Consider the following 24868-nt stretch of genomic DNA (forward strand, 5'->3'; position numbering starts at 1 on the left):
TAAATTAATGGTGGATTATTTTAAGTTTGAATAAAAAGGATAAATATTTTGTCTCCTATCCATAGCATTACAGCACAAGCACCCGCCAAATTAAATTTATTTTTACATATCACAGGGCAACGAGCGGATGGTTATCATTTACTACAATCGCTATTTACCTTGATTGATTTAGAGGATACGCTAACATTTACGTGCACAGATGATGGTCGAATTTATCGTATAAATGAGATAGAGGGGATTCCTGAAGAACAGGATTTAGTGATTCGTGCAGCACAGCTATTACAAAAAACGACATGTGTTACCAAGGGGGTAGGTATTCAAGTTCTTAAACGTATCCCCTCTGGTGCAGGGCTTGGTGGTGGGTCAAGTGATGCGGCTACTACACTTAAAGTGCTTAATCAATTATGGGAAACAGGTCTATCACAAGAGGAATTGATCCATCTCGGGGTGCAATTAGGGGCAGATGTACCATTTTTTATTTTTGGTCAAACGGCTATTGCTCAAGGGATAGGGGAGTTACTTCAATCTTATCCTTTAAAACCTATCTATTATCTTATTTTACGGCCTGCTTTATCCATTCCTACCGCACAGATTTTTAAGTCGCCAGATTTGGTTCGTCATAGTCCGCATTTATCGATGAGTGAATTGGTAGTTTTGCGTGAATCATTAGAAAAGGGGCAATATGTTGCTCGAAATGATTTAGAACCTGTTGCTCTTGCTATTTTTCCGAGCTTGCGTATTTTAATAGATGCTTTGCGAGAGGCAGGGTTTCATTTTAGAATGACGGGATCGGGGTCTTGTTTTTTTATGCCCTTTTTATCAAAAGAAGCGGCTGAAAAGGCTAAACAGCAAATAGAGTCATGGGATAATCCTTCTGATCTAGCTATTCAGGCACTTTTTGTGGTGAAGGCATTAGGGTAGTTTTTGTATTTTTGGAAGAATAGTGCTTTTGCTTCGCTCCAGAAAACTCGCTGGGTTAATCACTATTTCTTTGTGCTTTTAGAATAGTTATAAAAGTGGGGCTATGGTTTCAATATTTTTTAAGTATTTATAGAATAGGATATAAATTGTTGCTTTAAACCAACAAAACAACTAAAAAATATATTTTTCTCTAAAAAGGGCTTTTCAAAAAATAAAAAATACTGCATAATTTAGTTCTTATCAGGCAGGCAATTTAAGCAGTCTTGATAAAAAGAAAGTGTTGGGGCGTCGCCAAGCTGGTTAAGGCACCGGATTTTGATTCCGGCATGCGAAGGTTCGAATCCTTCCGCCCCAGCCAACCAATGACCGTTTATGCTACTCCTTTGAGGTTGTTAGGTAAGCGGTTTTTTTATTGTTAATTCTTTATCACTTCCCCGTCATCATGTCCGATAAAAATTTCATGATTTTCACAGGCACTGCTAATCCTAAGCTTGCCGTTGATGTAGCTAATCACTTAGGTATGCCATTAGGTAAGATGACGGTAGGTCGTTTTTCCGATGGTGAAGTGATGGTAGAAATTCTCGAAAACGTTCGCGGTCGCGATATCTTTGTTCTCCAACCGACTTGTGCACCTACTAATGATAATTTAATGGAAATCATGGTAATGGTTGATGCGTTACGTCGTGCTTCTGCAGGTACAATCACAACCGCTATCCCTTATTTCGGTTATGCACGTCAGGATCGCCGTCCACGCTCAGCACGTGTAGCAATTACCGCCAAAGTAGTTGCTAATATGCTACAAGGCATTGGTGTTGATCGTGTACTGACAATGGACTTACATGCAGACCAAATTCAAGGTTTCTTCGATATCCCTGTAGATAATATTTATGCAAGTCCTGTTTTATTAGCAGATATTGCACAGCGTAAATTTGAAGATTTAGTCGTGGTATCACCTGATATTGGCGGTGTTGTTCGTGCGCGTGCCTTAGCAAAACAATTAGAGGCAGAGCTAGCCATTATTGATAAACGTCGTCCACGTGCTAATGTTTCAGAAGTGATGAATATTATCGGTGAGATCGAAGGTCGTACATGTCTCATTATGGATGATATGGTGGATACTGCAGGAACTTTAACAAAAGCTGCTACCGCTCTAAAAGAGCGTGGTGCTAAAGCCGTCTATGCTTATTGTACACACCCTGTGTTATCAGGTGTAGCGATTGAGCGTATTTCGACTTCTGATATTGATGAATTAGTTGTTACCGATACAATTCCGCTTACGCAAGCCGCAATCGATTGTGGTAGAATTCGTCAGTTATCAACCGCTGCTTTATTGGGTGAAACAATTTTACGTATTTCTACAGCTGAGTCTGTTAGCTCAATGTTTGCAGAATAATTAGATTTTATGGGTTGTTACTGGTCGCGGTGACAACCTTTTTCTTGCTTTGAATAGATCAAAGCTTAACCTTTAGCGTATTTTACGCTTTTATATTTGGAGTTTTCCATGCAATTTACAGCAACTACACGTAGCGTTCTAGGATCGAGTGCGAGCCGCCGCCTACGCCGTGCTGGTCGTTTACCTGGTATTGTTTACGGTGGTAAAGGCGAAGCATTAAGTATTGAATTAGACCACAATGAAATCTATCATGCCGTGCGTAAAGAAGAATTCCACGCATCTGTATTAGAAATGGTTTTAGATGGTAAAGTAGAAACAGTGTTATTGCGTGCCGTTCAATGGCATGCTTATAAACCACAAGTATTACATATTGATTTCCAACGCGTTGATGCTAACCAAAAAATCACCACTAAAGTGCCTCTACACTTTATCAATGAAGAAGAGTCTCCTGCGGTTAAATTATATAGCAACAATATTTCTCGCGTGCTTAATGAAGTTGAAATTTCTTGCTTACCAAAAGACTTACCTCAATTCATCGAAGTTGATCTATCTAAATTAGAAGATGGTGCTGCGGTTCATTTAAGTAATGTTGTTGCTCCAGCGGGTGTTGAGTTTGTTATCCACGGTGATGATCCTGTGGTTGCAACAGCGGTTTCACCAAAAGGTGCTTCTGCTGATAATGCTGAAGAATCTGCTGAGGGTGAAGCAAGTGCTGAATAATTAATTTAGCCTTACATATTCATCTATCATAGACCCCCGTGGCATCACGGGGGTTTTCTACATAAAAATTATTTATATAAACAGCGTTTTCTAATCTGTAATCTGGGATAAAATGTGTTCTCCCATATTGTATATTCAATGGAAGAAATAAGGAGTGCTATTAACAATGATTCGTTTAATTGTAGGATTAGGAAACCCTGGCCCACAGTATGAGGCAACGCGTCATAATGTGGGGTTTTGGTTGGCTGATCAATTGGCAGAAGATGTTAAAGCAAGTTTTACCGTAGAATCAGGTTTTTTTGGGCAACTTGCTAAGACTAAAACGATAGAGGGAAATCTCTATATCCTTAAACCTTCTACCTATATGAACCGTTCGGGGCAGTCTGTTCGAGCAGTAGCACAGTTTTATAAAATCCCTGTAGAAGAAATCCTTGTGTTACATGATGAGTTAGATATTCCTTCAGGGCAAGTAAAGTTAAAAAGAGGGGGCGGTCATGCAGGTCATAATGGATTGCGTGATATACAAGCTCAAATGGGAAGCCCTGATTTTTGGCGTCTTCGTATTGGGGTGGGACATCCAAGAGCATTAGGATTAAGTCAGCAAGTGGCGGATTATGTGTTACACCCTCCTCGTAAAGAAGATATGCCTTTACTTGAAGAAGCATTAAGACGCTCAAGAGTAGCTGTATCGGCTTTATTAAAAGGGGATAAGAATTTAGCATCTCGTTCTTTAGCAGAACCAAAGGAAACGGCAACATGACATTTAAGGAAGATTTAAAAAGTTTTCTACATTATATTCGCCATCCTCATTTAAATTATCGCTTACCCTATCGAATAGGTGATGGTTGGTGGAATGATATTATTAAAATTCATACGCCTTTTCGGTTGTTGTTGAAATGGGTCTTTTTTCTGTTAACTGTTAATATTTTTATATTTGGCCCTATTGCTTTAGTAGTGGCAACACAAATAGGTGCAAGTAATCGATTGAATATTAATATTCCCTATCTTTTTTTATTAGCTGCTATCTGGGCACCTATTGTTGAGGAATTCCTTTTCCGATTTGGATTAAGAAAACCTAAAATGGCTTTGTATATCGTACCTTTGCTAACAAGTGTTATCTTGATGGGACGAGGGGTGTTAAGTATAGGGATTGTTGTGGTATTATTGAGCTTATTACTGATTTTAGATTTATCGCGTCAGACAGGGAATAAGCAAGCATTACCTTTTAAATGGCGCCGTTGGTATCGACATTATTTCCCTTGGTTTTTTCATGGCTCTGTATTGCTATTTGCTATGATGCACTTGGGTAATTATGATTTCAAACAAGGCATATCATTTTTATTATTACCATTGCTGATTTTACCACAATGGCTATCAGGGTTAGTATTAGCGTGGATGCGTGTCAGGGATAGCTTTGCTTGTGCTGTAGTGATGCATTCCCTTTTTAACGGTATTCCCGTACTATTTGCGTGGTTAATCAAAACATTTTTACCTTTAGAACAAGTGTCTTTGATATTTTTCTAAAGATAGACTAAAAACAATTTATTTTAAGGATAATTATGGCTTTACAATGTGGGATTGTGGGTTTACCCAATGTTGGAAAATCAACGCTTTTTAATGCATTAACCAAAGCAGGTATTGCAGCAGAAAATTACCCGTTCTGTACGATTGAACCTAATGTTGGTATTGTTGAAGTACCTGATGATCGTCTCAAAAAATTAGCAGAAATTGTTAAACCTGAACGTATTTTACCTGCAACAGTAGAATTTGTGGATATTGCAGGGCTTGTGGCGGGGGCTTCTAAAGGTGAGGGTTTGGGTAATCAATTTTTAGCCAATATCCGAGAAACAGATGCGGTTGTTCATGTTGTGCGTTGTTTTGAAGATGCCAATGTCGTACACGTAGCAGGTAAAATTGATCCAATCAATGATATTGAAGTAATTAATACAGAATTAGCTTTAGCAGATTTAGCAAGTGCAGAAAAAGCCTTATTAAAATCACAAAAAGTAGCACGAGCAGGCGATAAAGAGGCACAGAAACTGGTAGCGGTGCTTGAGAAAATTGTTCCTGTTTTAAATGAGGCGAAAGCTATTCGTTCAATTGGATTAGATCCAGAAGAATTAGCCTTATTAAAACCTTATGGGTTTATCACTGCAAAACCAGCTATGTATGTAGCAAATGTTAAAGAAGATGGTTTTCAGGATAATCCTCATCTCACGGCTGTTCAGCAATATGCCGCAGCAGAAAATGCTCCTGTTGTAGCGGTATGTGCAGCGATTGAAGCAGAAATTGCTGATTTAGAAGACGAAGATAAAGAAATGTTCCTTGCTGACATGGGTATGGATGAGCCGGGACTTAATCGTGTGATTCGTGCTGGATTTAAATTATTAGGGCTACAAACTTACTTTACCGCAGGTGTAAAAGAAGTGCGTGCTTGGACAATCCATATTGGTGATACAGCACCTAAAGCAGCAGGTGTTATTCACTCTGATTTTGAGCGAGGCTTTATCCGTGCACAAACCATTGCTTATGAAGACTTTATTCAGTATAAAGGTGAGCAAGGGGCAAAAGAAGCAGGTAAGATGCGCGCTGAAGGAAAAGAATATATCGTAAAAGATGGAGATGTATTAAATTTCTTATTTAATGTGTAGTAGCGTCAGTACAAAAGGGATTGAATGATCCCTTTTGTGCCAGCAATAGTAGTAAAAATTGGCTAAAAGGCTAGATATACATGAAAAAGTGGTTTAAGCGAATTGTTATCGGTTGTGTCGTGTGTTTAATTGCTGCCTTTATTGGGATAGCGATTTTTATTTTAAATTTTGACCCATCAGCATATAAAGATAAGCTCGCAAAGATGGTGAAAGAACAGTACAACCGAGAATTAGTGGTCAATGGTAAGATTGAATTATCCTTATTTCCCCGGATAGGGCTGACCGTTAATGATATTGCTTTATCTGAGCCTAATAGTCCCATTATTTTTACTGAAGTCAAAACGGCTCGTATGGCGGTTGCTTTATGGCCGTTGATAAGTAATCGGTTTTTAGTGGATCATCTTGATGTAAACGGTTTTACAACAACCATTAGTCGAGATGAGCAAGGTAATTTTAATTTTGAAGATTTAATCCGTTATTCTTTATTTCAGCAACAAGAGATAGCCTCCTCTAAAAACACCTCTCTTGAAGAGCGTGTGGCGAATACTGACTTTAAAATTGATATTGCAGGTCTTACACTCAATGATGGTCAAATAATCTATAAAGATGGAAAATTTAATAGTCAAACCCAACTAAACAATATGACCATTAGAACGGGGCGTATCACCGCTGGACAAGCCTTTGATTTGAGCTTAACAGCCGATGTGGTAGGTGATAAGCCACAACTAAAGAGTCAATTAGAAATAAATGGGTTAATGTCACTAGATCCTATTGCTAAACGCTATGCTTTTAATCGCCTAGAAGCGAATTTTAAAGGACAATGGGATCAGCTTAATCTTAATCAGGCTACGGTTAAAGGTAATGTTGTTATTGATGTGCTAGCAGATGCCTTAACAGGGACAGATATAGATGTTAGTGTTCGTGGTCAAGGAACAGATACGTCTAATATTAAACAGTTTACAACTAATCTAGTTGCACCAACACTTGAATATAATATACCTAGATTAAGCCTTGTTCTTAATGGATTTAAATTAAATTCTACTTTAGAGCGTAAAGATAGCCAGGGATTGTCGCTAGAATTAAGTGCGCCTACGTTAAATATTTCACCCTCACAAGCAGGGGGGGATCCGTTGCGTGGAGAGCTGACATTAAGTAGTAATGTACAACGGGCAAATTTAGCCTTTTCATTAGAAAAAATAACAGGTACAGCCAGCGAATTAAATGTCGATAATATCAATTTATCAGGTATTTACTATATTGCACCTGAGCGATCATTGGCAATTAATCTACAATCACCTGGTACGATTTCTTTATTAGAGCAGTTAATTGCATTGCCCTCTATTGAAGGAGAATTAAGTCTTCGTGAGCAAGCAAAAGGAGAGCAAACTATTCCCTTGCGAGGAAATGTACAGACCTATGTACGAGATCAAAAAAGTCAATTCTTCCTAACAGCTCAATTGCCACCTGGTAATGTTGATGTAAAAGGCAGTATCCATAATTTATTTCACCCTAAAGTATTTTTTGATGTATCAGGTGAAAAGCTTGATTTAAAAGCCTTTTTAGAGGATATACGCTTACCATTAAGTGGTTTAGCAAGCTCTTCTTCTGATAGACAGCAAATAGAGCGCGCTCAGACAATATCGGATAACCGTACAGAAGTTGTTGTGCCAGAAAGTGTTATATCAGCTTCTCGCCCTACATTAACATTTAAGCAAGAATTACTTTCTCGATTAAGTGGTGTTGGTACATTTAACTTTAAACAAGTATTTTATGATGATATGACACTTGAGCATTTGGGGGCGACCCTCAACTTTAATCATCATGATATTGAAGTGAAATCAGTAAGAGCCAAGCTATTTAATGGTGATCTCTATGCAAATGGTGAATATGCCTTGGGTAAACAAACGCTTAAAGGCGATATAAAACTATCCAATCTACAATTAGATACTGTGTTCCGTGATATGAATGTATCACCTATTATGAATGGTACAGCTGATGCTAATATACTTTTTTCTTCTTTTGGAGAAACAGAACAAGTATTACGAGAGCATTTACAGGCAGAGATTAAATTAACCGCGACTAAGGGACATTTTAATGGTATCGATGTTGATGCCATATTAAATCACCCCGATGATTACATTGACCCATGGGAATTATCAGCTCCTTTTGTTTGGGTAGATGGTGCTCAAACACCCTTTGATCGGATGACATTTGATGGTCGGTTAAATAATAAACAATTGCAAATCAATCAATTAGAGATACTTTCACCCGTATTTACCTTATCAGCTAAACCAGACTTTGCTAATTACCATATGGATATGCAATATTTGTATTTACCCTCAACATTAAAAACTAAAAAAGCGTTTAAAGTTAAAAAAGGAAAGGTAGTGGCTGATGTGAAAAGTGTATCATTACCTGTACTTATTTTTGGACAACTATCTGCTTTAAATGCAAAATTACAGGTAGATAATTTGGTGAAATAGTATAGGTTTTGATCGATAGGCTAAAAAATGTTTCATTTGAGTAATATTTTGGTAGTATGCTTATGTATGATTTAGCTTATCTTAAAAGTATCTGGCTATTTAATCGTATAGTCATATTAAGGTATGGTGATTGAGGAATAATGACTAAATTATTAACCTATTAATCATTCTTTTTGTAAAAACAATTTGTATCGTATCTGTAAAATGTTATATACCCCTATTATTCAATGTCCTGCAATAATGCATCGTACAGTTGATGAACGTTATCAATCTCGTTGGTTGATTGTGACAGCAGATCAGCAAGCATTCACCAAAGATAATCCTTTACTAAAAAAAATAAGGATTGATACAAAGTTTGGTTATCTTGTAATTCAGGCAGAAGGTATGCTACGCTTGGATATTCCCTTGGAAGTAGAGGAAGATGACGAGAGTGCTTTTGAGGATATAGATGTCTTTGGTGAAAAGATAAAAGCCGTGAGTGAGGGAGATTTAGCAGCACAATGGTTTAGTGTTTTTTTTAATCAACCACTTCGACTAATGAAATTATTTCCTTACGGTATATAGTTATTTTTCTATTTTTTGTAAAAGTCGAATGAAATAGTCTATTCAACAAAAAATATAACGATATATATTAGAAATTAGGTAATATAAAAAGGGCTGTAGTAGATTGACTGTTATATTAGTCTATAAAAATAAGTCATTGTAAATTAAAGAGGTTTATGCAAAAAGATAGGGTTGTAGTCAATTAGCCTTTTTAAGAGAAATAATGCTTAATAGACGGATAAAGTTGTCTCTTTTAATAATAAGCAGTCAACATAGCTTAATGAAATAGCGCTCCCCTATATTTTGAATTAAATCGAATAGGTAATATGCTGTATTAATAAAGAGGATAATGGCATAAATAAATAATATGAAATTACAATGTTGTTGATTAGCAACAAATAAATATTTATTTAAGAAAATTTTTAATCATTTAAACACCTCTTTTTAAAGATGATGCTTTTTTATTTATATATTAAAATACCCTTACATTAAGGTCTATTCTGCCAAAAAAGTAGCAGGTTTCCAACATAAATCCTTTATAGATCATCGTTTTTATCTAAAAATATTGACAGTGCTTATCCTTTCATAATACTATCACCCATTCAAGCAATTTGCTTGGGGGTATAGCTCAGTTGGTAGAGCGCTTGCATGGCATGCAAGAGGTCAGCGGTTCGATCCCGCTTACCTCCACCAAAAAGTGCTTGCTTTTTATAAGATAACTATGTTATAGTTATGGTCTTGACACAGTACAGTCCCCTTCGTCTAGAGGCCTAGGACACCACCCTTTCACGGTGGGTACAGGGGTTCGAATCCCCTAGGGGACGCCAGTTAGACTGTTTATCCTACTAACCAAGGATAGTGTTAAGCAAGGTTTATCGCTGCGGAGCGGTAGTTCAGTTGGTTAGAATACCGGCCTGTCACGCCGGGGGTCGCGGGTTCGAGCCCCGTCCGCTCCGCCACTTATTATATTGTCCAAGTCCCCTTCGTCTAGAGGCCTAGGACACCACCCTTTCACGGTGGGTACAGGGGTTCGAATCCCCTAGGGGACGCCACTCATTATAGTGGCAAGACATAATACCGTTTTGGAGCGGTAGTTCAGTTGGTTAGAATACCGGCCTGTCACGCCGGGGGTCGCGGGTTCGAGCCCCGTCCGCTCCGCCAAAAATAAGACCTCATTGCATATTGCAATGAGGTTTTTCTTTTTATCCCATAGCAAATCTAGATAGCTTGCTAATTAATCCTACGCATTACAACTTTTTCTATATTAATAGTAACTTACCGATAAAATAGATAAAAAGATGTAATACGCCAATCTTATTGGTGAAATAGTAAGGCTATACAGCAAAATAGCCTATTCCCTAAATGGGGCAATACATAAAAATACCTTTAGTAATGAATAAGCTATTTATTTTTTCGTTTATAGAAAGCGAATATCAATATAATCCCCATTAATAGTAAAAATGGGTAGTTTTTCCCATAAGCGTATGGGGTAAGTCCACTCATTCCTTGCGCTTCTACATCCAATATGCCTGCGGAGAGATACGGAAGACTTGCAAGCACAACACCTTTTTCATTAATATGGGCGGTTGCACCCGTATTGGTTGCCCGTAGTATAGGTCTTGCTGTCTCAATAGCACGCATTCTTGCCATTTGAAGATGTTGGTGAAGTGCTGCACTATCACCAAACCAAGCAAGGTTACTAATATTAAATAGAATCGTAGCACCGGGGTCGATTTGCTTATTTTCCTTTTGGTAGGGGAATAAGCTATCTAATAGTTCATCGCCAAAAATATCTTCATAACAAATATTGGCAGCAAAAACTTGATTATGAATAATAAAATTATCTTGTCGATGAGTGCCAATATCAAAATTCCCTAAAGGGATGCCTAATGCATTAACAAACCATTGAAAACCATAAGGAATATATTCCCCAAAGGGTACAAGATGCTGTTTGTCATAGTGTTGAATATGATGTCCTGCATAAATATCATTGGCTTGTGTTTGTCCGTTAAGAAGAATAACACTATTGGTTATTAAAGATTTTTCGGCTGTATCTATAAGGTATGGTGTTCCAATGAGGTAATGACTTTGTTGTGTTCTTGCTTGCTGAATAATACTTTCCCAAAATTCAATAGGTAACTGAAATTGAAAAGAGGGGATAATGGTTTCTGGGAAAATAACAATTTGAGGTGGGCTATCCTTATTGGTGGTCTCTTGTGCGGCGAGCGTAAAGTTTTTCATCATACTACTATATTTTGTAGTAGGGTGGAATTTCTCATGCTGATCAATATTGCCTTGCACTAGGCGTACAGAAAGAGGATCTTGAATGGGAACAGACCAATCAATATATTGTAGCCCCTTACCTATACTAATGATACTGAAAATAATAAGAGCAGGTATTCCCACTTTCTGGATAGAAGATTGTTTTATATAAATAAAGCATAAGGCCAGTAAGCTGGCTATCCATGCGATAAGAAAAGCAAGACCATATGTACCCCATAAAGTTGTCCAAGCACTTAAAGGGCTATCAACATGAGCATAAGCAATATTTAACCAAGGAAATCCCGTGAGTAGTGTTGCTCTTAACCATTCCCCTGTTGCCCATGTGGTAGCCAACAATAAGGTGGCATAGATAGATACTTTAGGGTTAATATATTTAAATATAAAACTAGCAAAAGCAGGATACAAACAAAGGTAGCACGATAATAAAAAAACACCACCTGCAGCTAAGGGAGGGGGCAAATTACCATAGGTATTCATGCTGATATAAAGCCAGTAAATACCTGAACAAAAAGATGCTATCGAAAAGATAAAGCTGTATTTAACAGCTTGCCATTTATGCTGACTTTTAAGGATATAAAAGAATAAAACGGCTAATGTAATCAGTTGAAGAGGGGAGGCGATATTAGTATTTGCTGAAAAAGATTGGGCGTGTAAAACGCCCATCGTTAATAAGATAATCCAATACATCATTACTCATTATATTCGGCTGGTGATGTAGGTGTTCTACGGATATGAATCCATAGCGCCCTTTTTTCATCAGCTCTTAAAACTTTAAAGGTTAAGTTTTCAAAAGTATAGGTATCGCCCCGTTTAGGAATATGGTCAAGTGTAGAGGCTAGCCAACCACCAATGGTGTCATGTTCATCTTCAGGAATATGACTTTTTAATTCTTCATTGAGGTTGCGTATCATACTAATCCCCATTACTCGCCAGCTATGAGCTGACTCTGGGAAAATAGTCTGTTCTGCCTCTTCATCATATTCATCTTCAATTTCACCTACAATTTGTTCAAGCAAGTCTTCCATAGTGACTAAGCCTGTTAGACTGCCGTATTCATCGACCACTAGAGCAATATGATTGCGTGTTGTTTTAAACTCTTGCATCAAATTATTAAGTGGTTTTGTCTCTGGTACAAAATAGGCGGGTCGAATTAAGGAACGAATATCTAAGTCAGGATTTACCACATAGCGAAGTAAATCCTTGGCAAGAAGTAAGCCAATAATATTATCTCGTTCGTCCTCATAAACAGGAAAACGAGAATGTGCTGTCTCAATAATAAAAGGTACTAACTCTTTAATGGGCTGATTGATATCAATACAATCCATTTTTGAGCGAGAAACCATAATATCGCTAGCAATTTTTTCTGAAAAAGAAATTGAACCCAAGACCATCTTATAAACGTCTTGATCAATAATGCCTCGCGTATGAGCACTGGTTAATATTTCATTAATATCTTCTCTATCTTCCGGCTCATGCTGTAAGCTGAAGAGCCCTTTCACTTTTTGTGTTAGTCGTTGAGAGAAAGATTTTTTAGCCGTTTTGATTTTGTCCGATTCGGCTACTGCGGACGGATAAGGTTCTGTTGACATCTCTGGACGTCGAGTTAATGGAAGTTTAAGCATAACCTAAAATGAAAGAATTTTGGTTAAAAAAGTAAATTTACATATAATTTATTTAAGGTTGTCGTCAAATAACCTCATTTTAAGTAAAAGGTAATGGATATAAGGTGTATTTTTTGTAGTAAAAATACATTGAATAATGAAAATGACGTAAGTATAAAGAGGCTAAAGGTAATGATACTTATTGATGGTTGAGGGGAAAGAAGATACTTTGCTGTGATAAACAATGATAGCTATTTGTAGGGTGATAGCTATTTTAATTTAAGTGCTAGCTCAACGGCATTACGAACATTGAGTTTTTTAAAAATTCTTGCCCGGTGCGCTTCAACGGTACGAATAGAACAGCCTAATAAAAGAGCAATAGCTTTATTTTGAGTGCCTTGTGATACTAACCACATAACTTCTTTTTCTCTGGGAGTGAGGACATCTAAAAAATGAGAGTGAGTTGGCATAATATACCTCTATTGATAAAAGTTATACGGTAGTAATAATTTATTTAGTGAGAGAAAACAATCATCTTATTCAATATAGTAAATAAATAGAGCAATACTTGTTGTGTTAATAATATAGTGAGAAGATGAGTTTATTTCTTGCGAGGTGGTTTATTAGGGGGAACAGGCGTAGAGGGGGTTGTTGCATTGGCGATATATCGCTGTGCTTGCTGTTGAAGTTGTTCAGAGAGCGTTCCACTGGGTTGATATGTATCGGTACTGCTTTCAGCGAGGGCAGCGATTGATGAGGTACTAGCATCATAAAACGGATGCCATATGGTATGGTCTGGTGTTTCTTTGTTGGTGTGATACAAAAGACGGTGTGTTTTTTCAACAAAAAGTCTTTCTTTGGCGGGGCTAGGAGGTGTGCGTAGGAGATGCTTAATAAATATGGATAGGGCTAATGTGCTATGAAGATTTAGTTTTTTCAAGATATGCTTTCGGTGGTATTCAACCGTTCGAGAAGAGCATTCTAATATTAGGGCAATATTACGCGTGGGAACACCTAGCACGATTAACCACATGACTTGTTTTTCTTTTATAGTGAGTTGATGGCATAACTCAAATTGATCCCATATCTCGTCTTGCATAATCTCTCCTGTTCGCTATCATTGCCTGAATTTATCAAAGGGGTAATCTGTTGTTTTATCGGTTATAGCAGACTGTTTGGGCTCAAACCAATCCGTGGAAAAAGGGGGGATTTTGTCGCGATTTTACGAAAGCGATTTTCCACACAAAAATGATAAAAAGTAATCCTATTTTTTGCTATAAAGATAAAAACACGCTATTAACAGCCCCTAATCTAACACAAAGAAAAGGCTTTCTCTATAGGCTTTTTGAGAAGTAGGCTAATAATATCCTAGTGGAGAGAGGTGGAAAAGAGGTTTGTGCCGTAGATTGTTATGGACAAAAAAGGGAATGGGTAAGTCGATGAAAGTGGTTAATATAGGACATTTTGATATCGATTTAGACCAGTAGTGGTTTTTAGGTATAGAGGATTATAAGAATAAAACAAATAGTTACAAGTAGCGTGTAATCAATCACTTATTGCTTGCATTAGGCAAAAATAAATGGGGGCATGGAATAGGGTGCTGATTGTGAAGGGAAGTAAAAAGGCATTAACGGATTATCGTATAGCCCATCAAAAGAGAGTATCAGAAAAGCGTTCAAGGGGGGTGTAAAGAAAGCCGTGTAGCGAATAAAATAATTTCGATGAATTTGTTGTATAAAAGCTACTTTATGAGTGAAATAATGAATAGATGATAAGTGAGTGGGAGCGATTGGTTAATAAAGGTACTTTTAATCAGGATAATAAACTTTTTATTAGGGTAATCATTTATTAGGGTAATCATTATCGTTATCTTATTATCTTATGCTGTGATATTAACAAAGAGGGGGGTATTACTACCATTGAGATGCTTATTGTTGAAGTACGTCTATTTAGATATGGGGTTCATTTATTCGTTTGATGGAGAGATGAGGGTGCTCTTCTATTTTTATTTTTATGGCTAAGATAAAACGAATTATATAACAGAGAAAATGAGCCTATCGCTATCCCTATATCAGAGAAAAGGAGTTTATCACGGTCTCTATATACTAGATACAACATATACTAGATACAATAGGCTATTTCTTTATTAAGATTTTCTTTCATTAAGAAAAAGGGTATATGTATCTCTATATACCCTAATACCCATAAGATAGCGTGATGCCTAAACAATATATAATCGCTATTTCTCACCGCGTATGTATATTATGTATATGATGAGGGTCTATAACGCCAATAAAAGGATAAGCTATTAAAAATACAGTGTGCCTAAAAACAACAATGATAAAAAAGAAGTTCAGTTAAAAAACAATAATGATAGAAAGGGGGGCTATAAAAAATAAGTTGTAAAAAAATTATTGATAGCTAAAAAGCAACAGGTTAAAAGAAAGTATGTGTCTTTTTAACGACATTTTATGGAATACTAAAAAGAGATGATAAATCAAGGTATTACAGCATTACTTTGAGGTGTTAAACGGAAGGAAAATCTACCTGATAGCAAGGTTTTCGATCGAAACCACTTGCTAAAGCGGGTAGAAGTTGGCATAATTACATTTCTTCGCTGCACAACAGTGTTTGTGCCAAGCGGTCAAGTGAAAAAAGAATCGTCGTAATGTGTTGTTTCTTTTTTCGTTTTTTAAAAAAGATTTTAAATTTTTTAAAAAAACACTTGACAGAATGTAGTCAGTTAGTTCATAATTACATTCTTTCGTTGCTCAACGCAACGTCGCCTCAAAGCGAATCTGTTCTTTAACAACTAACAGCCGATAAGTGTGGGTGCTTGGAATGCAAAGCTCATTACCCTATCACGGGGTAAGCTTACAAGTTATTTTAAGTGCTTACACTACATATATGAAGAAGTAAGGTTTTATACATAAAACGTTATTTCTTTTGAGTGAAGCAGCGATGATAGATTTTTCTATCACAAGAAAACAGGAATTGAACTGAAGAGTTTGATCCTGGCTCAGATTGAACGCTAGCGGGATGCCTTACACATGCAAGTCGAACGGTAACAGAAGAGAGCTTGCTCTCTTGCTGACGAGTGGCGAACGGGTGAGTAATGTATCGGAACGTACCCAGTAGCGGGGGATAACTACGCGAAAGCGTAGCTAATACCGCATACGCCCTACGGGGGAAAGAGGGGGATCGCAAGACCTCTTACTATTGGAGCGGCCGATATCGGATTAGCTAGTTGGTGGGGTAACGGCCTACCAAGGCAACGATCCGTAGCTGGTTTGAGAGGACGACCAGCCACACTGGGACTGAGACACGGCCCAGACTCCTACGGGAGGCAGCAGTGGGGAATTTTGGACAATGGGGGCAACCCTGATCCAGCCATCCCGCGTGTGCGATGAAGGCCTTCGGGTTGTAAAGCACTTTTGTCAGGGAAGAAAAGCTTTTTGCTAATACCAAGAAGTCATGACGGTACCTGAAGAATAAGCACCGGCTAACTACGTGCCAGCAGCCGCGGTAATACGTAGGGTGCAAGCGTTAATCGGAATTACTGGGCGTAAAGCGTGCGCAGGCGGTTCGGAAAGAAAGATGTGAAATCCCAGGGCTCAACCTTGGAATGGCATTTTTAACTCCCGGACTAGAGTATGTCAGAGGGGGGTAGAATTCCACGTGTAGCAGTGAAATGCGTAGAGATGTGGAGGAATACCGATGGCGAAGGCAGCCCCCTGGGATAATACTGACGCTCATGCACGAAAGCGTGGGGAGCAAACAGGATTAGATACCCTGGTAGTCCACGCCCTAAACGATGTCAACTAGCTGTTGGGTCCTACGGGACTTAGTAGCGCAGCTAACGCGTGAAGTTGACCGCCTGGGGAGTACGGTCGCAAGATTAAAACTCAAAGGAATTGACGGGGACCCGCACAAGCGGTGGATGATGTGGATTAATTCGATGCAACGCGAAAAACCTTACCTACCCTTGACATGTTCGGAATGCTAAAGAGATTTGGCAGTGCTCGCAAGAGAACCGAAACACAGGTGCTGCATGGCTGTCGTCAGCTCGTGTCGTGAGATGTTGGGTTAAGTCCCGCAACGAGCGCAACCCTTGTCATTAGTTGCTACGCAAGAGCACTCTAATGAGACTGCCGGTGATAAACCGGAGGAAGGCGGGGATGACGTCAAGTCCTCATGGCCCTTATGGGTAGGGCTTCACACGTCATACAATGGTCAGGACAGAGGGTTGCCAAACCGCGAGGTGGAGCTAATCTCATAAACCTGATCGTAGTCCGGATTGCAGGCTGCAACTCGCCTGCATGAAGTCGGAATCGCTAGTAATCGCGGATCAGCATGTCGCGGTGAATACGTTCCCGGGTCTTGTACACACCGCCCGTCACACCATGGGAGTGGGTTTTACCAGAAGTGGCTAGTCTAACCGCAAGGAGGACGGTCACCACGGTAGGATTCATGACTGGGGTGAAGTCGTAACAAGGTAGCCGTATCGGAAGGTGCGGCTGGATCACCTCCTTTAAGAGCAAGAGCTTTAAAGCCAAAGCATCCACATTTATCGGTTGTTCATGAAAAACGTAGCTAGAATTTGGGTCAGTAGCTCAGTCGGTTAGAGCACCGTCTTGATAAGGCGGGGGTCGCTGGTTCGATTCCAGCTTGACCCACCAATCACGGGGGATTAGCTTAGTTGGTAGAGCGCCTGCTTTGCAAGCAGGAGGTCATCGGTTCGATCCCGTTATCCTCCACCACTCTATTCGGTGACTAGGTAGCGTTTTTTAAAAAACAACGAACAAGTTTTTATTGTCTATTGCAGCAGGATATGCTACAATAGTCGGCTGTTCTTTAACAATTTGGAAGAAGCACAACAAGTAAATAAAGTGAACTTAAATTTCACCAGGAATTTAAGCCAACTTATTGATGGGTTGTGATTGCATTATTATTTTTGAAGTTCTCAACGCATATAGGATAACCCCTATATGAATAAACATTGATGAACGGCATAAACACGCAAACTCAAGCAAATGGGTGTTAACGGGTACGAACCAGTACCAAAAAGGCGTTAATATCCAAGGTAAATGGAAAGATGAGTGTATTTTACTTAATTTTTATTTATCTAAAACCGTAAAGTTAACTTATGCTATAGCAAAGTAGGCATTAAGCCGATAAAGTTATAGGATCAAGTGACTAAGTGCACATGGTGGATGCCTTGGCGATCACAGGCGATGAAGGACGTTATAGCTTGCGATAAGCTGCGGGGAGCTAGCAAATAAGCTTTGATCCGCAGATTTCCGAATGGGGAAACCCACTGCTTTTGCAGTATCATTATCTGAATACATAGGGTAATGAAGCGAACCGAGTGAACTGAAACATCTAAGTAACTCGAGGAAAAGAAATCAACCGAGATTCCGACAGTAGCGGCGAGCGAAATCGGAAGAGCCTAGACGAGATAGCGTAAAAAGCAGTCGAAGGTGTTGGAAACCACCGCCGTAGCAGGTGATAGCCCTGTAGACGAAACTTTTTACGTGGTACTAAGCGTCAGACAAGTAGAGCGGGACACGTGTAATCCTGTTTGAAGATGGGGGGACCATCCTCCAAGGCTAAATACTCGTGATCGACCGATAGTGAACCAGTACCGTGAGGGAAAGGCGAAAAGAACCCCGGGAGGGGAGTGAAATAGAACCTGAAACCGTGTGCATACAAACAGTCGGAGCTCCAGATTAAAGCACCTTGGGTCTTTAGGAAAAATGGACGAAGGCCATTTTTTCAAAAGATATAAAAGGAGTGAATAGCTTCTTAATCCTTTAGGAAAAATGGACGAAGGTCATTTTTTTAAAAGAGATAAAGGGAGTGACAATTGGCATTCAAGTCAGGATGCTTTAATCTGGAGTGACGGCGTACCTTTTGTATAATGGGTCAGCGACTTACATTCAGTGGCAAGCTTAACCGAATAGGGAAGGCGTAGCGAAAGCGAGTCCGAATAGGGCGATTTTAGTCGCTGGGTGTAGACCCGAAACCAGATGATCTATCCATGGTCAGGTTGAAGGTATCGTAACAGATACTGGAGGACCGAACCCACTAATGTTGAAAAATTAGGGGATGAACTGTGGATAGGGGTGAAAGGCTAAACAAATCTGGAAATAGCTGGTTCTCTCCGAAAACTATTTAGGTAGTGCCTCATATATTACTGTCGGGGGTAGAGCACTGTTATGGCTAGGGGGTCATGGCGACTTACCAAACCATGGCAAACTCCGAATACCGACAAGTACAGTATGGGAGACAGAGCACTGGGTGCTAACGTCCAGACTCAAGAGGGAAACAACCCAGACCGCCAGCTAAGGTCCCTAAAATTGGCTAAGTGGGAAACGAAGTGGGAAGGCATAGACAGTCAGGAGGTTGGCTTAGAAGCAGCCACCCTTTAAAGAAAGCGTAATAGCTCACTGATCGAGTCGTCCTGTGCGGAAGATGTAACGGGGCTAAGCCAGTTACCGAAGCTGCGGGTGCATAGGCAACTATGCGCGGTAGGAGAGCGTTCTGTAAGCCTGAGAAGGTGGCTTGAAAAGGCTGCTGGAGGTATCAGAAGTGCGAATGCTGACATGAGTAGCGATAAAGGGAGTGAAAAGCTCCCTCGCCGTAAGTCCAAGGTTTCCTGCGCAACGTTCATCGGCGCAGGGTGAGTCGGCCCCTAAGGTGAGGCAGAGATGCGTAGCTGATGGGAAGCTGGTTAATATTCCAGCACCGACATTAAATGCGATGGGGGGACGGATTGCGAAATGTTATCGAGTGATTGGTAGTACTCGTTGTTGATTTTAAGGTGGCTGTTAGGCAAATCCGGCAGCGAAATCCAAGAGATTGACCCGAAGGGGATTTATTCCCCGAAGTAACAGGCAGTGGTCCCAGGAAAAGCCTCTAAGCTCTAGTTTAATGTTGACCGTACCGCAAACCGACACAGGTGGACGGGATGAATATTCCAAGGCGCTTGAGAGAACTCAGGAGAAGGAACTCGGCAAATTGATACCGTAACTTCGGGAGAAGGTATGCCTTTGTAGCGTGTAAAAGCGCCAAGAGGCCGCAGAGAATCGGTGGCTGCGACTGTTTATTAAAAACACAGCACTCTGCAAACACGAAAGTGGACGTATAGGGTGTGACGCCTGCCCGGTGCTGGAAGGTTAAGTGATGGGGTGCAAGCTCTTGATCGAAGCCCCAGTAAACGGCGGCCGTAACTATAACGGTCCTAAGGTAGCGAAATTCCTTGTCGGGTAAGTTCCGACCTGCACGAATGGCGTAACGATGGCCACACTGTCTCCTCCTGAGACTCAGCGAAGTTGAAGTGTTTGTGATGATGCAATCTCCCCGCGGCTAGACGGAAAGACCCCATGAACCTTTACTGTAGCTTTACATTGGATTGTGAACCGGCCTGTGTAGGATAGGTGGGAGGCGCAGAAGACAGAACGCTAGTTTTGTTGGAGCCGTCCTTGAAATACCACCCTGGTTTGTTTGCGGTTCTAACCTAGGCCCGTGATCCGGGTTGGGGACAGTGTATGGTGGGCAGTTTGACTGGGGCGGTCTCCTCCCAAAGTGTAACGGAGGAGTTCGAAGGTACGCTAGGTACGGTCGGAAATCGTGCTGATAGTGCATTGGCATAAGCGTGCTTGACTGTGAGACTGACAAGTCGAACAGGTGCGAAAGCAGGACAAAGTGATCCGGTGGTTCTGAATGGAAGGGCCATCGCTCAACGGATAAAAGGTACTCTGGGGATAACAGGCTGATACCGCCCAAGAGTTCATATCGACGGCGGTGTTTGGCACCTCGATGTCGGCTCATCTCATCCTGGGGCTGTAGCCGGTCCCAAGGGTATGGCTGTTCGCCATTTAAAGAGGTACGTGAGCTGGGTTTAAAACGTCGTGAGACAGTTTGGTCCCTATCTGCCGTGGGCGTTGGATACTTGACGGAGGCTGCTCCTAGTACGAGAGGACCGGAGTGGACGTACCGCTGGTGTATCGGTTGTCATGCCAATGGCATTGCCGAGTAGCTAAGTACGGAAGAGATAACCGCTGAAGGCATCTAAGCGGGAAACTCGTCTGAAGATAAGGTATCCCGGGAACTAGATTCCCCTAAAGGGTCGTTCGAGACCAGGACGTTGATAGGCTGGGTGTGTAAGTGCAGTAATGTATGCAGCTAACCAGTACTAATTGCCCGTGAGGCTTGATCCTATAACTTTATCGGTTAACGAGAAAAGTGTGGGTATGCCCCATTAACAGAAAACTTCAAAATAACCATAACCCTCAATTCCTACAAGCTGTGTTTCTTCCAAAGGGCTAAAGCAACAAGCCTAATCCGTTTACGCTTGACGACCATAGCAAGGTGGACCCACTCCTTCCCATCCCGAACAGGACAGTGAAACGCCTTTGCGCCGATGATAGTGGGTGGACACCTGTGAAAGTAGGTCATCGTCAGGCTCTTATTCCCTAAACCTCTCAATCCTAGACCGATTGAGAGGTTTTTTATTGCCCATCTTTTCCTCCCTTCCCCTTATCGTATCGCCACGTTATATCTATCTCGTTAATGGGTGAATCGTAACGCTACCGCCATCGATAAATCGATATACTTTGCGTTATCTGCTGAATGACGCTGACTACATTATGCTGACTTAACGCATTAAACTCGCAATTTTTTCCCCTTTTGGATTCAATACTGAAGACTAACATCGACAAAGTTTATAAAAAAGACTATTGGATTCTCTTCTCATTTAGAAAATAAAATACTTCCATGACATATCTATTTTTATATTAAAATATTTAAATTAAAACTATTAATTTAAAATTTTTAATAGATATTATTCATTGTGTAAACCATTGAAATAATCATATCTTTTTGTATGATTATTTGCTAATACTCTATGCTATCTTATGAGAACTACATATATGATTAAAAATTATATGTATAAAAGATAGTACCGTCATCTATCACTAGATAGTAGTAATAAATACGGTTTTAGCCTATCTAATAGTGAAAATAATGAATTATTTAAGGATGATAAATCGAATGATTACACTTTATCATTTAACCCAATCGCGTTCACAACGTATTGTATGGCTTTTAGAAGAGTTAGATTTGGAATATGATTTACAGGCGTTTGACCGTAATCCAGAAACAGGTCTTGCTCCTGATATTTTTAAAACTTTCCATCCTTTAGGTAAAGCACCAGTGTTAGTTGATGGAGAAGTTACATTAGCAGAAAGTGGTGCTATTGTAGAATATTTAATTGATAAATATGGACAAAATAGGCTAAAACCTAATTTTGCAACAAAAGCATATTATCAATATATTCAATGGTTGCATTATGCTGAAGGTTCGTTAATGATGGCATTAATGGTGTTTCGATTGGCAAAAGAAGAGGTTAAAGAGCGCTATGCCTTGGATAATGCTATGACACATTTATCTTACTTAGATCAGCATTTGATGCATCATCATTGGTTACTTGGAAAAGACTTAACTGGAGCTGATTTTATGGTGAGTTTCCCCGCTCAGTTTGTGACGGCTATGATGGGTGATAAGTTTCCAAATATAGCCCGTTATGCAGAACAAATTGCTTCATACCCTAGCTATCTTAAAGCAATTGAAAAAGTAGGGCAATTAGATTTTTCTCAACTAAAAGGATAATAGATATGAAAATTTTTTATCATACAAGTGCTACCTCTATTGGAGGACGTTCTGGTCATACACAATTAGATGATGGAACATTAGGATTTGATTTAGTATCTTTTCAAGAAAAAGATAAAAAAGGAGTAAATCCTGAACAATTATTTGCAATGGGTTATGCAGCGTGTTTTGATAGTGCTTTATCACTTGTTGCTACACAAATGAAATTACCTGTCCAATCCTCTAAAACTTCAGTAGGTGTTGGTCTTGGTCAAAAACCAGATGGTGCATTTAGTCTTGATTTGGATATTACTATTGAAGTGAGTGGTTTAAGCCAAGAACAGGCACAGGCATTGATTGAGCGAGCTCATCAAGTATGCCCTTATTCTAATGCAGTAAGAGGTAATGTAGATGTACGCCTACATGTAAAAGTGGTATAAAGCAACCATTGTATTAAAAGAGGTATAAGTCATCGATTAGATGACTTATATTTTTTGTAGAGTACTGATAAATTTATTGTAATGATAGTAGGCTATGCCTTTATGAAATAAAGTAAATATTAAAAATAATTTTCTACTTACCTTATTGAATACAAGTATTTTTATAAAAATAGGCACTTAGAATAATGAACTATAGAGTTATTGCTTATTTACCGATAATATTTATTTCCCTTTTCTATTATTTGTACAGAAAATCTACATATTATTGCTATAAAAAGGGGGGTATAAGATTAAATAATTAATGTTCGTCAGGCATAAACCAATTAATTACAGCATCCAATCCACAGTGATTAATACTAAAACGGGCTTTGTCTTGTACAATAGGTTTAGCTCGGTAAGCTACAGAATAGTAAGCTTTTTCCATCATGAGTAAATCATTTGAACCATCACCAATAGCGATACATTGCTGAATACTTGCCCCTGCTTTTGCTGCTAGTGCTTCTAAATAATGCGCTTTCGCTTGTGCATCGATAATAGGTCCAAGAACTCGTCCAGTAAGAAGACCTTTTTCATCGATTTCTAATGTATTGGCATGCGTTTCAGATAAACCTAAACGTGCTTGTAGTCGCTCTGTAAAAAAGGTAAAACCACCAGATACCAATAGTGTTTTAATACCTGCCTCATGGGCTTTTTGGAGAAGATATTCTGCACCGGGATTAAGGAATAGCTTTTCTTGATATACTTTTTCAAGTGCGCTAGCGGGGACACCTTCTAACATAGCGACACGCCGGCGAAGACTTTCAGCAAAATCAGTTATTTCCCCTCGCATGGCTGCTTCTGTAATGGTGGCAACTTGCGCTTTACGACCTGCGATTGCCGCAATTTCATCAATACACTCAATATTAATGAGTGTTGAATCCATATCCATAGCAAGGACTTTTATGTCGCTCCAATTTGCTAAGGACTGTGGAAAAAAAGCAAAATCTGCCTTACTTACTTTTGCTAACAGCTTGACTTCTTCAATACTATTTATATCTACATCTACTAATAATCCTGCATGAGCTCCCTGTAAAATAAGCTGATTTGCTTGAGCAATCGCAGCAATTTGTTCCATTTTTGATAGAGTGAGTGTAGGTGATTGAATAACAATACAAGGGTGAGTCATAGTCGTCCTTAACAATAAGAGAGATTTATTATAAACCTAGATTAGGTGTTAGGAAGATAAAGTAAAAATAGAATCGTATTTTCCATTAGATTAAGTAGGGGAATACGATATGAGAGAAACAATATTTACTGTAAAAAAGTAGTAATGATTTGAGTATATGGATTGGTAAAGTGTCGTATTTGCTTTGTTTATATACAACTCCCATATGTTATATCAGGAAAATAAGCACTCTTTTTTGGGTAATAGTAGGTTAAGCTTGATATATCATATGGGCTTATTCGATATAAAGAAAAGGATAGGGGACTAGTGTGTAAATAGTAGTCCTCTACCCAAAGTCCCTACGAGGGTTTTGTTTTGTCCTTATATTCACATAAGTCTGAAATATTACAATGAGGGCATTTAGGTTTTCGAGCAACACAGATATAACGACCATGAAGAATTAACCAATGATGAGCATTGAGTAAATATTCTTTTGGGACAACTTTAAGTAATTTTTGTTCTACTTCGAGTACATTTTTCCCTGGAGCAATCCCTGTGCGATTAGATACTCGGAAAATATGTGTATCGACTGCCATTGTTGCTTGCCCAAAAGCGGTATTAAGGACAACATTTGCTGTTTTACGACCAACACCAGGCAATGCTTCTAAGGCTTCTCTCGTTTGAGGTACTTCACCATTGTATTGATTGACTAGTATTTCACAGGTTTTAAGTACATTTTTAGCCTTTGTTTTATAAAGACCAATAGAACGAATAGCTTGTGTAAAGTCATCCAGTCCCATATCCAGAATATCTTGTGCTGTTTTACGTGTTGAAAAAATAGGACGAGTTGCAATATTGACAGATTTGTCTGTTGCCTGGGCAGAAAGAATCACCGCAATTAATAGCTGAAAAGGATTCTCATAAAGTAATTCTGTCTTAGGATCTGGATTTGCCGCTTGAAAGCGAGCAAATATTTCGGTACGTTTTTGTTTATTCATAAATACATTCTACTGTATCAGGATTATCAATATTTATATC

16 protein-coding genes, 8 tRNA genes and 3 rRNA genes are annotated in these 24868 nt (G+C 39.3%); 21 read left to right on the plus strand and 6 right to left on the minus strand.

Going from position 1 to position 24868, the window contains the following annotated elements:
• The first annotated feature begins 48 nt into the window (after positions 1 to 48).
• From ispE to F9B76_RS08905, 14 genes are all read left to right on the plus strand, one after another.
• The gene (ispE, locus tag F9B76_RS08840; RefSeq protein ID WP_159991787.1) at positions 49 to 921 is read left to right on the plus strand and encodes a 4-(cytidine 5'-diphospho)-2-C-methyl-D-erythritol kinase; all 873 of its coding nucleotides are present in this window, start codon (positions 49 to 51) and stop codon (positions 919 to 921) included.
• 281 nt (positions 922 to 1202) lie between these two features.
• Positions 1203 to 1279 (plus strand) — tRNA-Gln (locus F9B76_RS08845).
• A gap of 84 nt (positions 1280 to 1363) precedes the next feature.
• Complete coding sequence (locus F9B76_RS08850) at positions 1364 to 2314, plus strand: ribose-phosphate pyrophosphokinase (RefSeq protein ID WP_163764842.1); 951 nt, start codon at positions 1364 to 1366, stop codon at positions 2312 to 2314.
• A gap of 108 nt (positions 2315 to 2422) precedes the next feature.
• Positions 2423 to 3034 carry a 50S ribosomal protein L25/general stress protein Ctc gene (locus F9B76_RS08855; RefSeq protein ID WP_159991789.1) on the plus strand — a complete coding sequence of 204 codons (612 nt, stop codon included), beginning with the start codon at positions 2423 to 2425 and terminating at the stop codon, positions 3032 to 3034.
• 166 nt (positions 3035 to 3200) lie between these two features.
• Complete coding sequence (gene pth / locus F9B76_RS08860; protein WP_159991790.1) at positions 3201 to 3794, plus strand: aminoacyl-tRNA hydrolase; 594 nt, start codon at positions 3201 to 3203, stop codon at positions 3792 to 3794.
• Positions 3791 to 4558: a CPBP family glutamic-type intramembrane protease gene (locus F9B76_RS08865; protein WP_159991791.1), complete on the plus strand. Its 768-nt coding sequence runs from the start codon at positions 3791 to 3793 to the stop codon at positions 4556 to 4558. Before pth ends, F9B76_RS08865 begins: the two co-directional genes overlap by 4 nt.
• A gap of 35 nt (positions 4559 to 4593) precedes the next feature.
• Complete coding sequence (gene ychF / locus F9B76_RS08870) at positions 4594 to 5685, plus strand: redox-regulated ATPase YchF (protein ID WP_159991792.1); 1092 nt, start codon at positions 4594 to 4596, stop codon at positions 5683 to 5685.
• A gap of 80 nt (positions 5686 to 5765) precedes the next feature.
• The gene (locus F9B76_RS08875; protein WP_159991793.1) at positions 5766 to 8168 is read left to right on the plus strand and encodes an AsmA family protein; all 2403 of its coding nucleotides are present in this window, start codon (positions 5766 to 5768) and stop codon (positions 8166 to 8168) included.
• A gap of 204 nt (positions 8169 to 8372) precedes the next feature.
• Positions 8373 to 8732, plus strand: a complete 360-nt coding sequence (locus F9B76_RS08880) for an MOSC N-terminal beta barrel domain-containing protein (protein ID WP_159991794.1) — start codon at positions 8373 to 8375, stop codon at positions 8730 to 8732.
• A 596-nt stretch (positions 8733 to 9328) separates the two neighbouring features.
• Positions 9329 to 9404 (plus strand) — tRNA-Ala (locus tag F9B76_RS08885).
• Positions 9405 to 9462: 58 nt separating this feature from the next.
• Positions 9463 to 9538 (plus strand) — tRNA-Glu (locus tag F9B76_RS08890).
• A gap of 55 nt (positions 9539 to 9593) precedes the next feature.
• Positions 9594 to 9670: transfer RNA gene (locus F9B76_RS08895), tRNA-Asp, on the plus strand.
• A 17-nt stretch (positions 9671 to 9687) separates the two neighbouring features.
• A tRNA-Glu gene (locus tag F9B76_RS08900) sits at positions 9688 to 9763 on the plus strand.
• 32 nt (positions 9764 to 9795) lie between these two features.
• Positions 9796 to 9872, plus strand: a tRNA-Asp gene (locus F9B76_RS08905).
• Positions 9873 to 10112: 240 nt separating this feature from the next.
• On the opposite strand, the gene lnt is transcribed toward F9B76_RS08905, so the two are convergent.
• The 4 genes from lnt to F9B76_RS08925 all read right to left on the minus strand — a co-directional run bounded on the left by lnt (position 10113) and on the right by F9B76_RS08925 (position 13694).
• Positions 10113 to 11684: an apolipoprotein N-acyltransferase gene (gene lnt, locus F9B76_RS08910; RefSeq protein ID WP_159991795.1), complete on the minus strand. Its 1572-nt coding sequence runs from the start codon at positions 11682 to 11684 to the stop codon at positions 10113 to 10115.
• Positions 11684 to 12583 carry an HlyC/CorC family transporter gene (locus tag F9B76_RS08915; RefSeq protein WP_159992178.1) on the minus strand — a complete coding sequence of 300 codons (900 nt, stop codon included), beginning with the start codon at positions 12581 to 12583 and terminating at the stop codon, positions 11684 to 11686. The genes lnt and F9B76_RS08915 overlap by 1 nt, the downstream gene beginning before the upstream one ends.
• Positions 12584 to 12864: 281 nt before the next feature.
• Entirely contained in the window at positions 12865 to 13065 is a 201-nt protein-coding gene (locus tag F9B76_RS08920; protein ID WP_159991796.1) for a LuxR C-terminal-related transcriptional regulator, read from the minus strand.
• A gap of 131 nt (positions 13066 to 13196) precedes the next feature.
• Positions 13197 to 13694 (minus strand): LuxR C-terminal-related transcriptional regulator, encoded by a 498-nt coding sequence (locus F9B76_RS08925; RefSeq protein ID WP_159991797.1) that lies wholly within the window; start codon positions 13692 to 13694, stop codon positions 13197 to 13199.
• A 1897-nt stretch (positions 13695 to 15591) separates the two neighbouring features.
• Between F9B76_RS08925 and F9B76_RS08930 the strand changes: the two genes are divergently transcribed.
• The 7 genes from F9B76_RS08930 to F9B76_RS08960 all read left to right on the plus strand — a co-directional run bounded on the left by F9B76_RS08930 (position 15592) and on the right by F9B76_RS08960 (position 22686).
• Positions 15592 to 17128 (plus strand): 16S ribosomal RNA (locus F9B76_RS08930).
• Positions 17129 to 17197: 69 nt separating this feature from the next.
• Positions 17198 to 17274, plus strand: a tRNA-Ile gene (locus F9B76_RS08935).
• 5 nt (positions 17275 to 17279) lie between these two features.
• Positions 17280 to 17355: transfer RNA gene (locus F9B76_RS08940), tRNA-Ala, on the plus strand.
• A gap of 426 nt (positions 17356 to 17781) precedes the next feature.
• Positions 17782 to 20817 (plus strand): 23S ribosomal RNA (locus F9B76_RS08945).
• A gap of 133 nt (positions 20818 to 20950) precedes the next feature.
• Positions 20951 to 21063 (plus strand): 5S ribosomal RNA (gene rrf / locus F9B76_RS08950).
• Together the 16S, 23S and 5S rRNA genes with 2 tRNA genes alongside form the textbook arrangement of a ribosomal RNA operon.
• A gap of 586 nt (positions 21064 to 21649) precedes the next feature.
• A complete protein-coding gene (locus F9B76_RS08955; protein WP_159991798.1) occupies positions 21650 to 22267 on the plus strand; it encodes a glutathione S-transferase family protein in 618 nt (205 codons plus the stop codon).
• A gap of 5 nt (positions 22268 to 22272) precedes the next feature.
• The gene (locus tag F9B76_RS08960) at positions 22273 to 22686 is read left to right on the plus strand and encodes an organic hydroperoxide resistance protein (RefSeq protein WP_159991799.1); all 414 of its coding nucleotides are present in this window, start codon (positions 22273 to 22275) and stop codon (positions 22684 to 22686) included.
• A 298-nt stretch (positions 22687 to 22984) separates the two neighbouring features.
• Here the strand turns inward: F9B76_RS08960 and serB are convergent, their stop codons facing one another.
• Together serB and nth are read right to left on the minus strand one after the other, a co-directional pair.
• Positions 22985 to 23851: a phosphoserine phosphatase SerB gene (gene serB, locus F9B76_RS08965; RefSeq protein ID WP_159991800.1), complete on the minus strand. Its 867-nt coding sequence runs from the start codon at positions 23849 to 23851 to the stop codon at positions 22985 to 22987.
• A gap of 338 nt (positions 23852 to 24189) precedes the next feature.
• Positions 24190 to 24828 carry an endonuclease III gene (gene nth / locus F9B76_RS08970; protein WP_159991801.1) on the minus strand — a complete coding sequence of 213 codons (639 nt, stop codon included), beginning with the start codon at positions 24826 to 24828 and terminating at the stop codon, positions 24190 to 24192.
• Positions 24829 to 24868: the final 40 nt, after the last annotated feature.

Source organism: Pelistega ratti, from assembly GCF_009833965.1.
Classification (GTDB): Bacteria; Pseudomonadota; Gammaproteobacteria; order Burkholderiales; family Burkholderiaceae_B; genus Taylorella; species Taylorella ratti.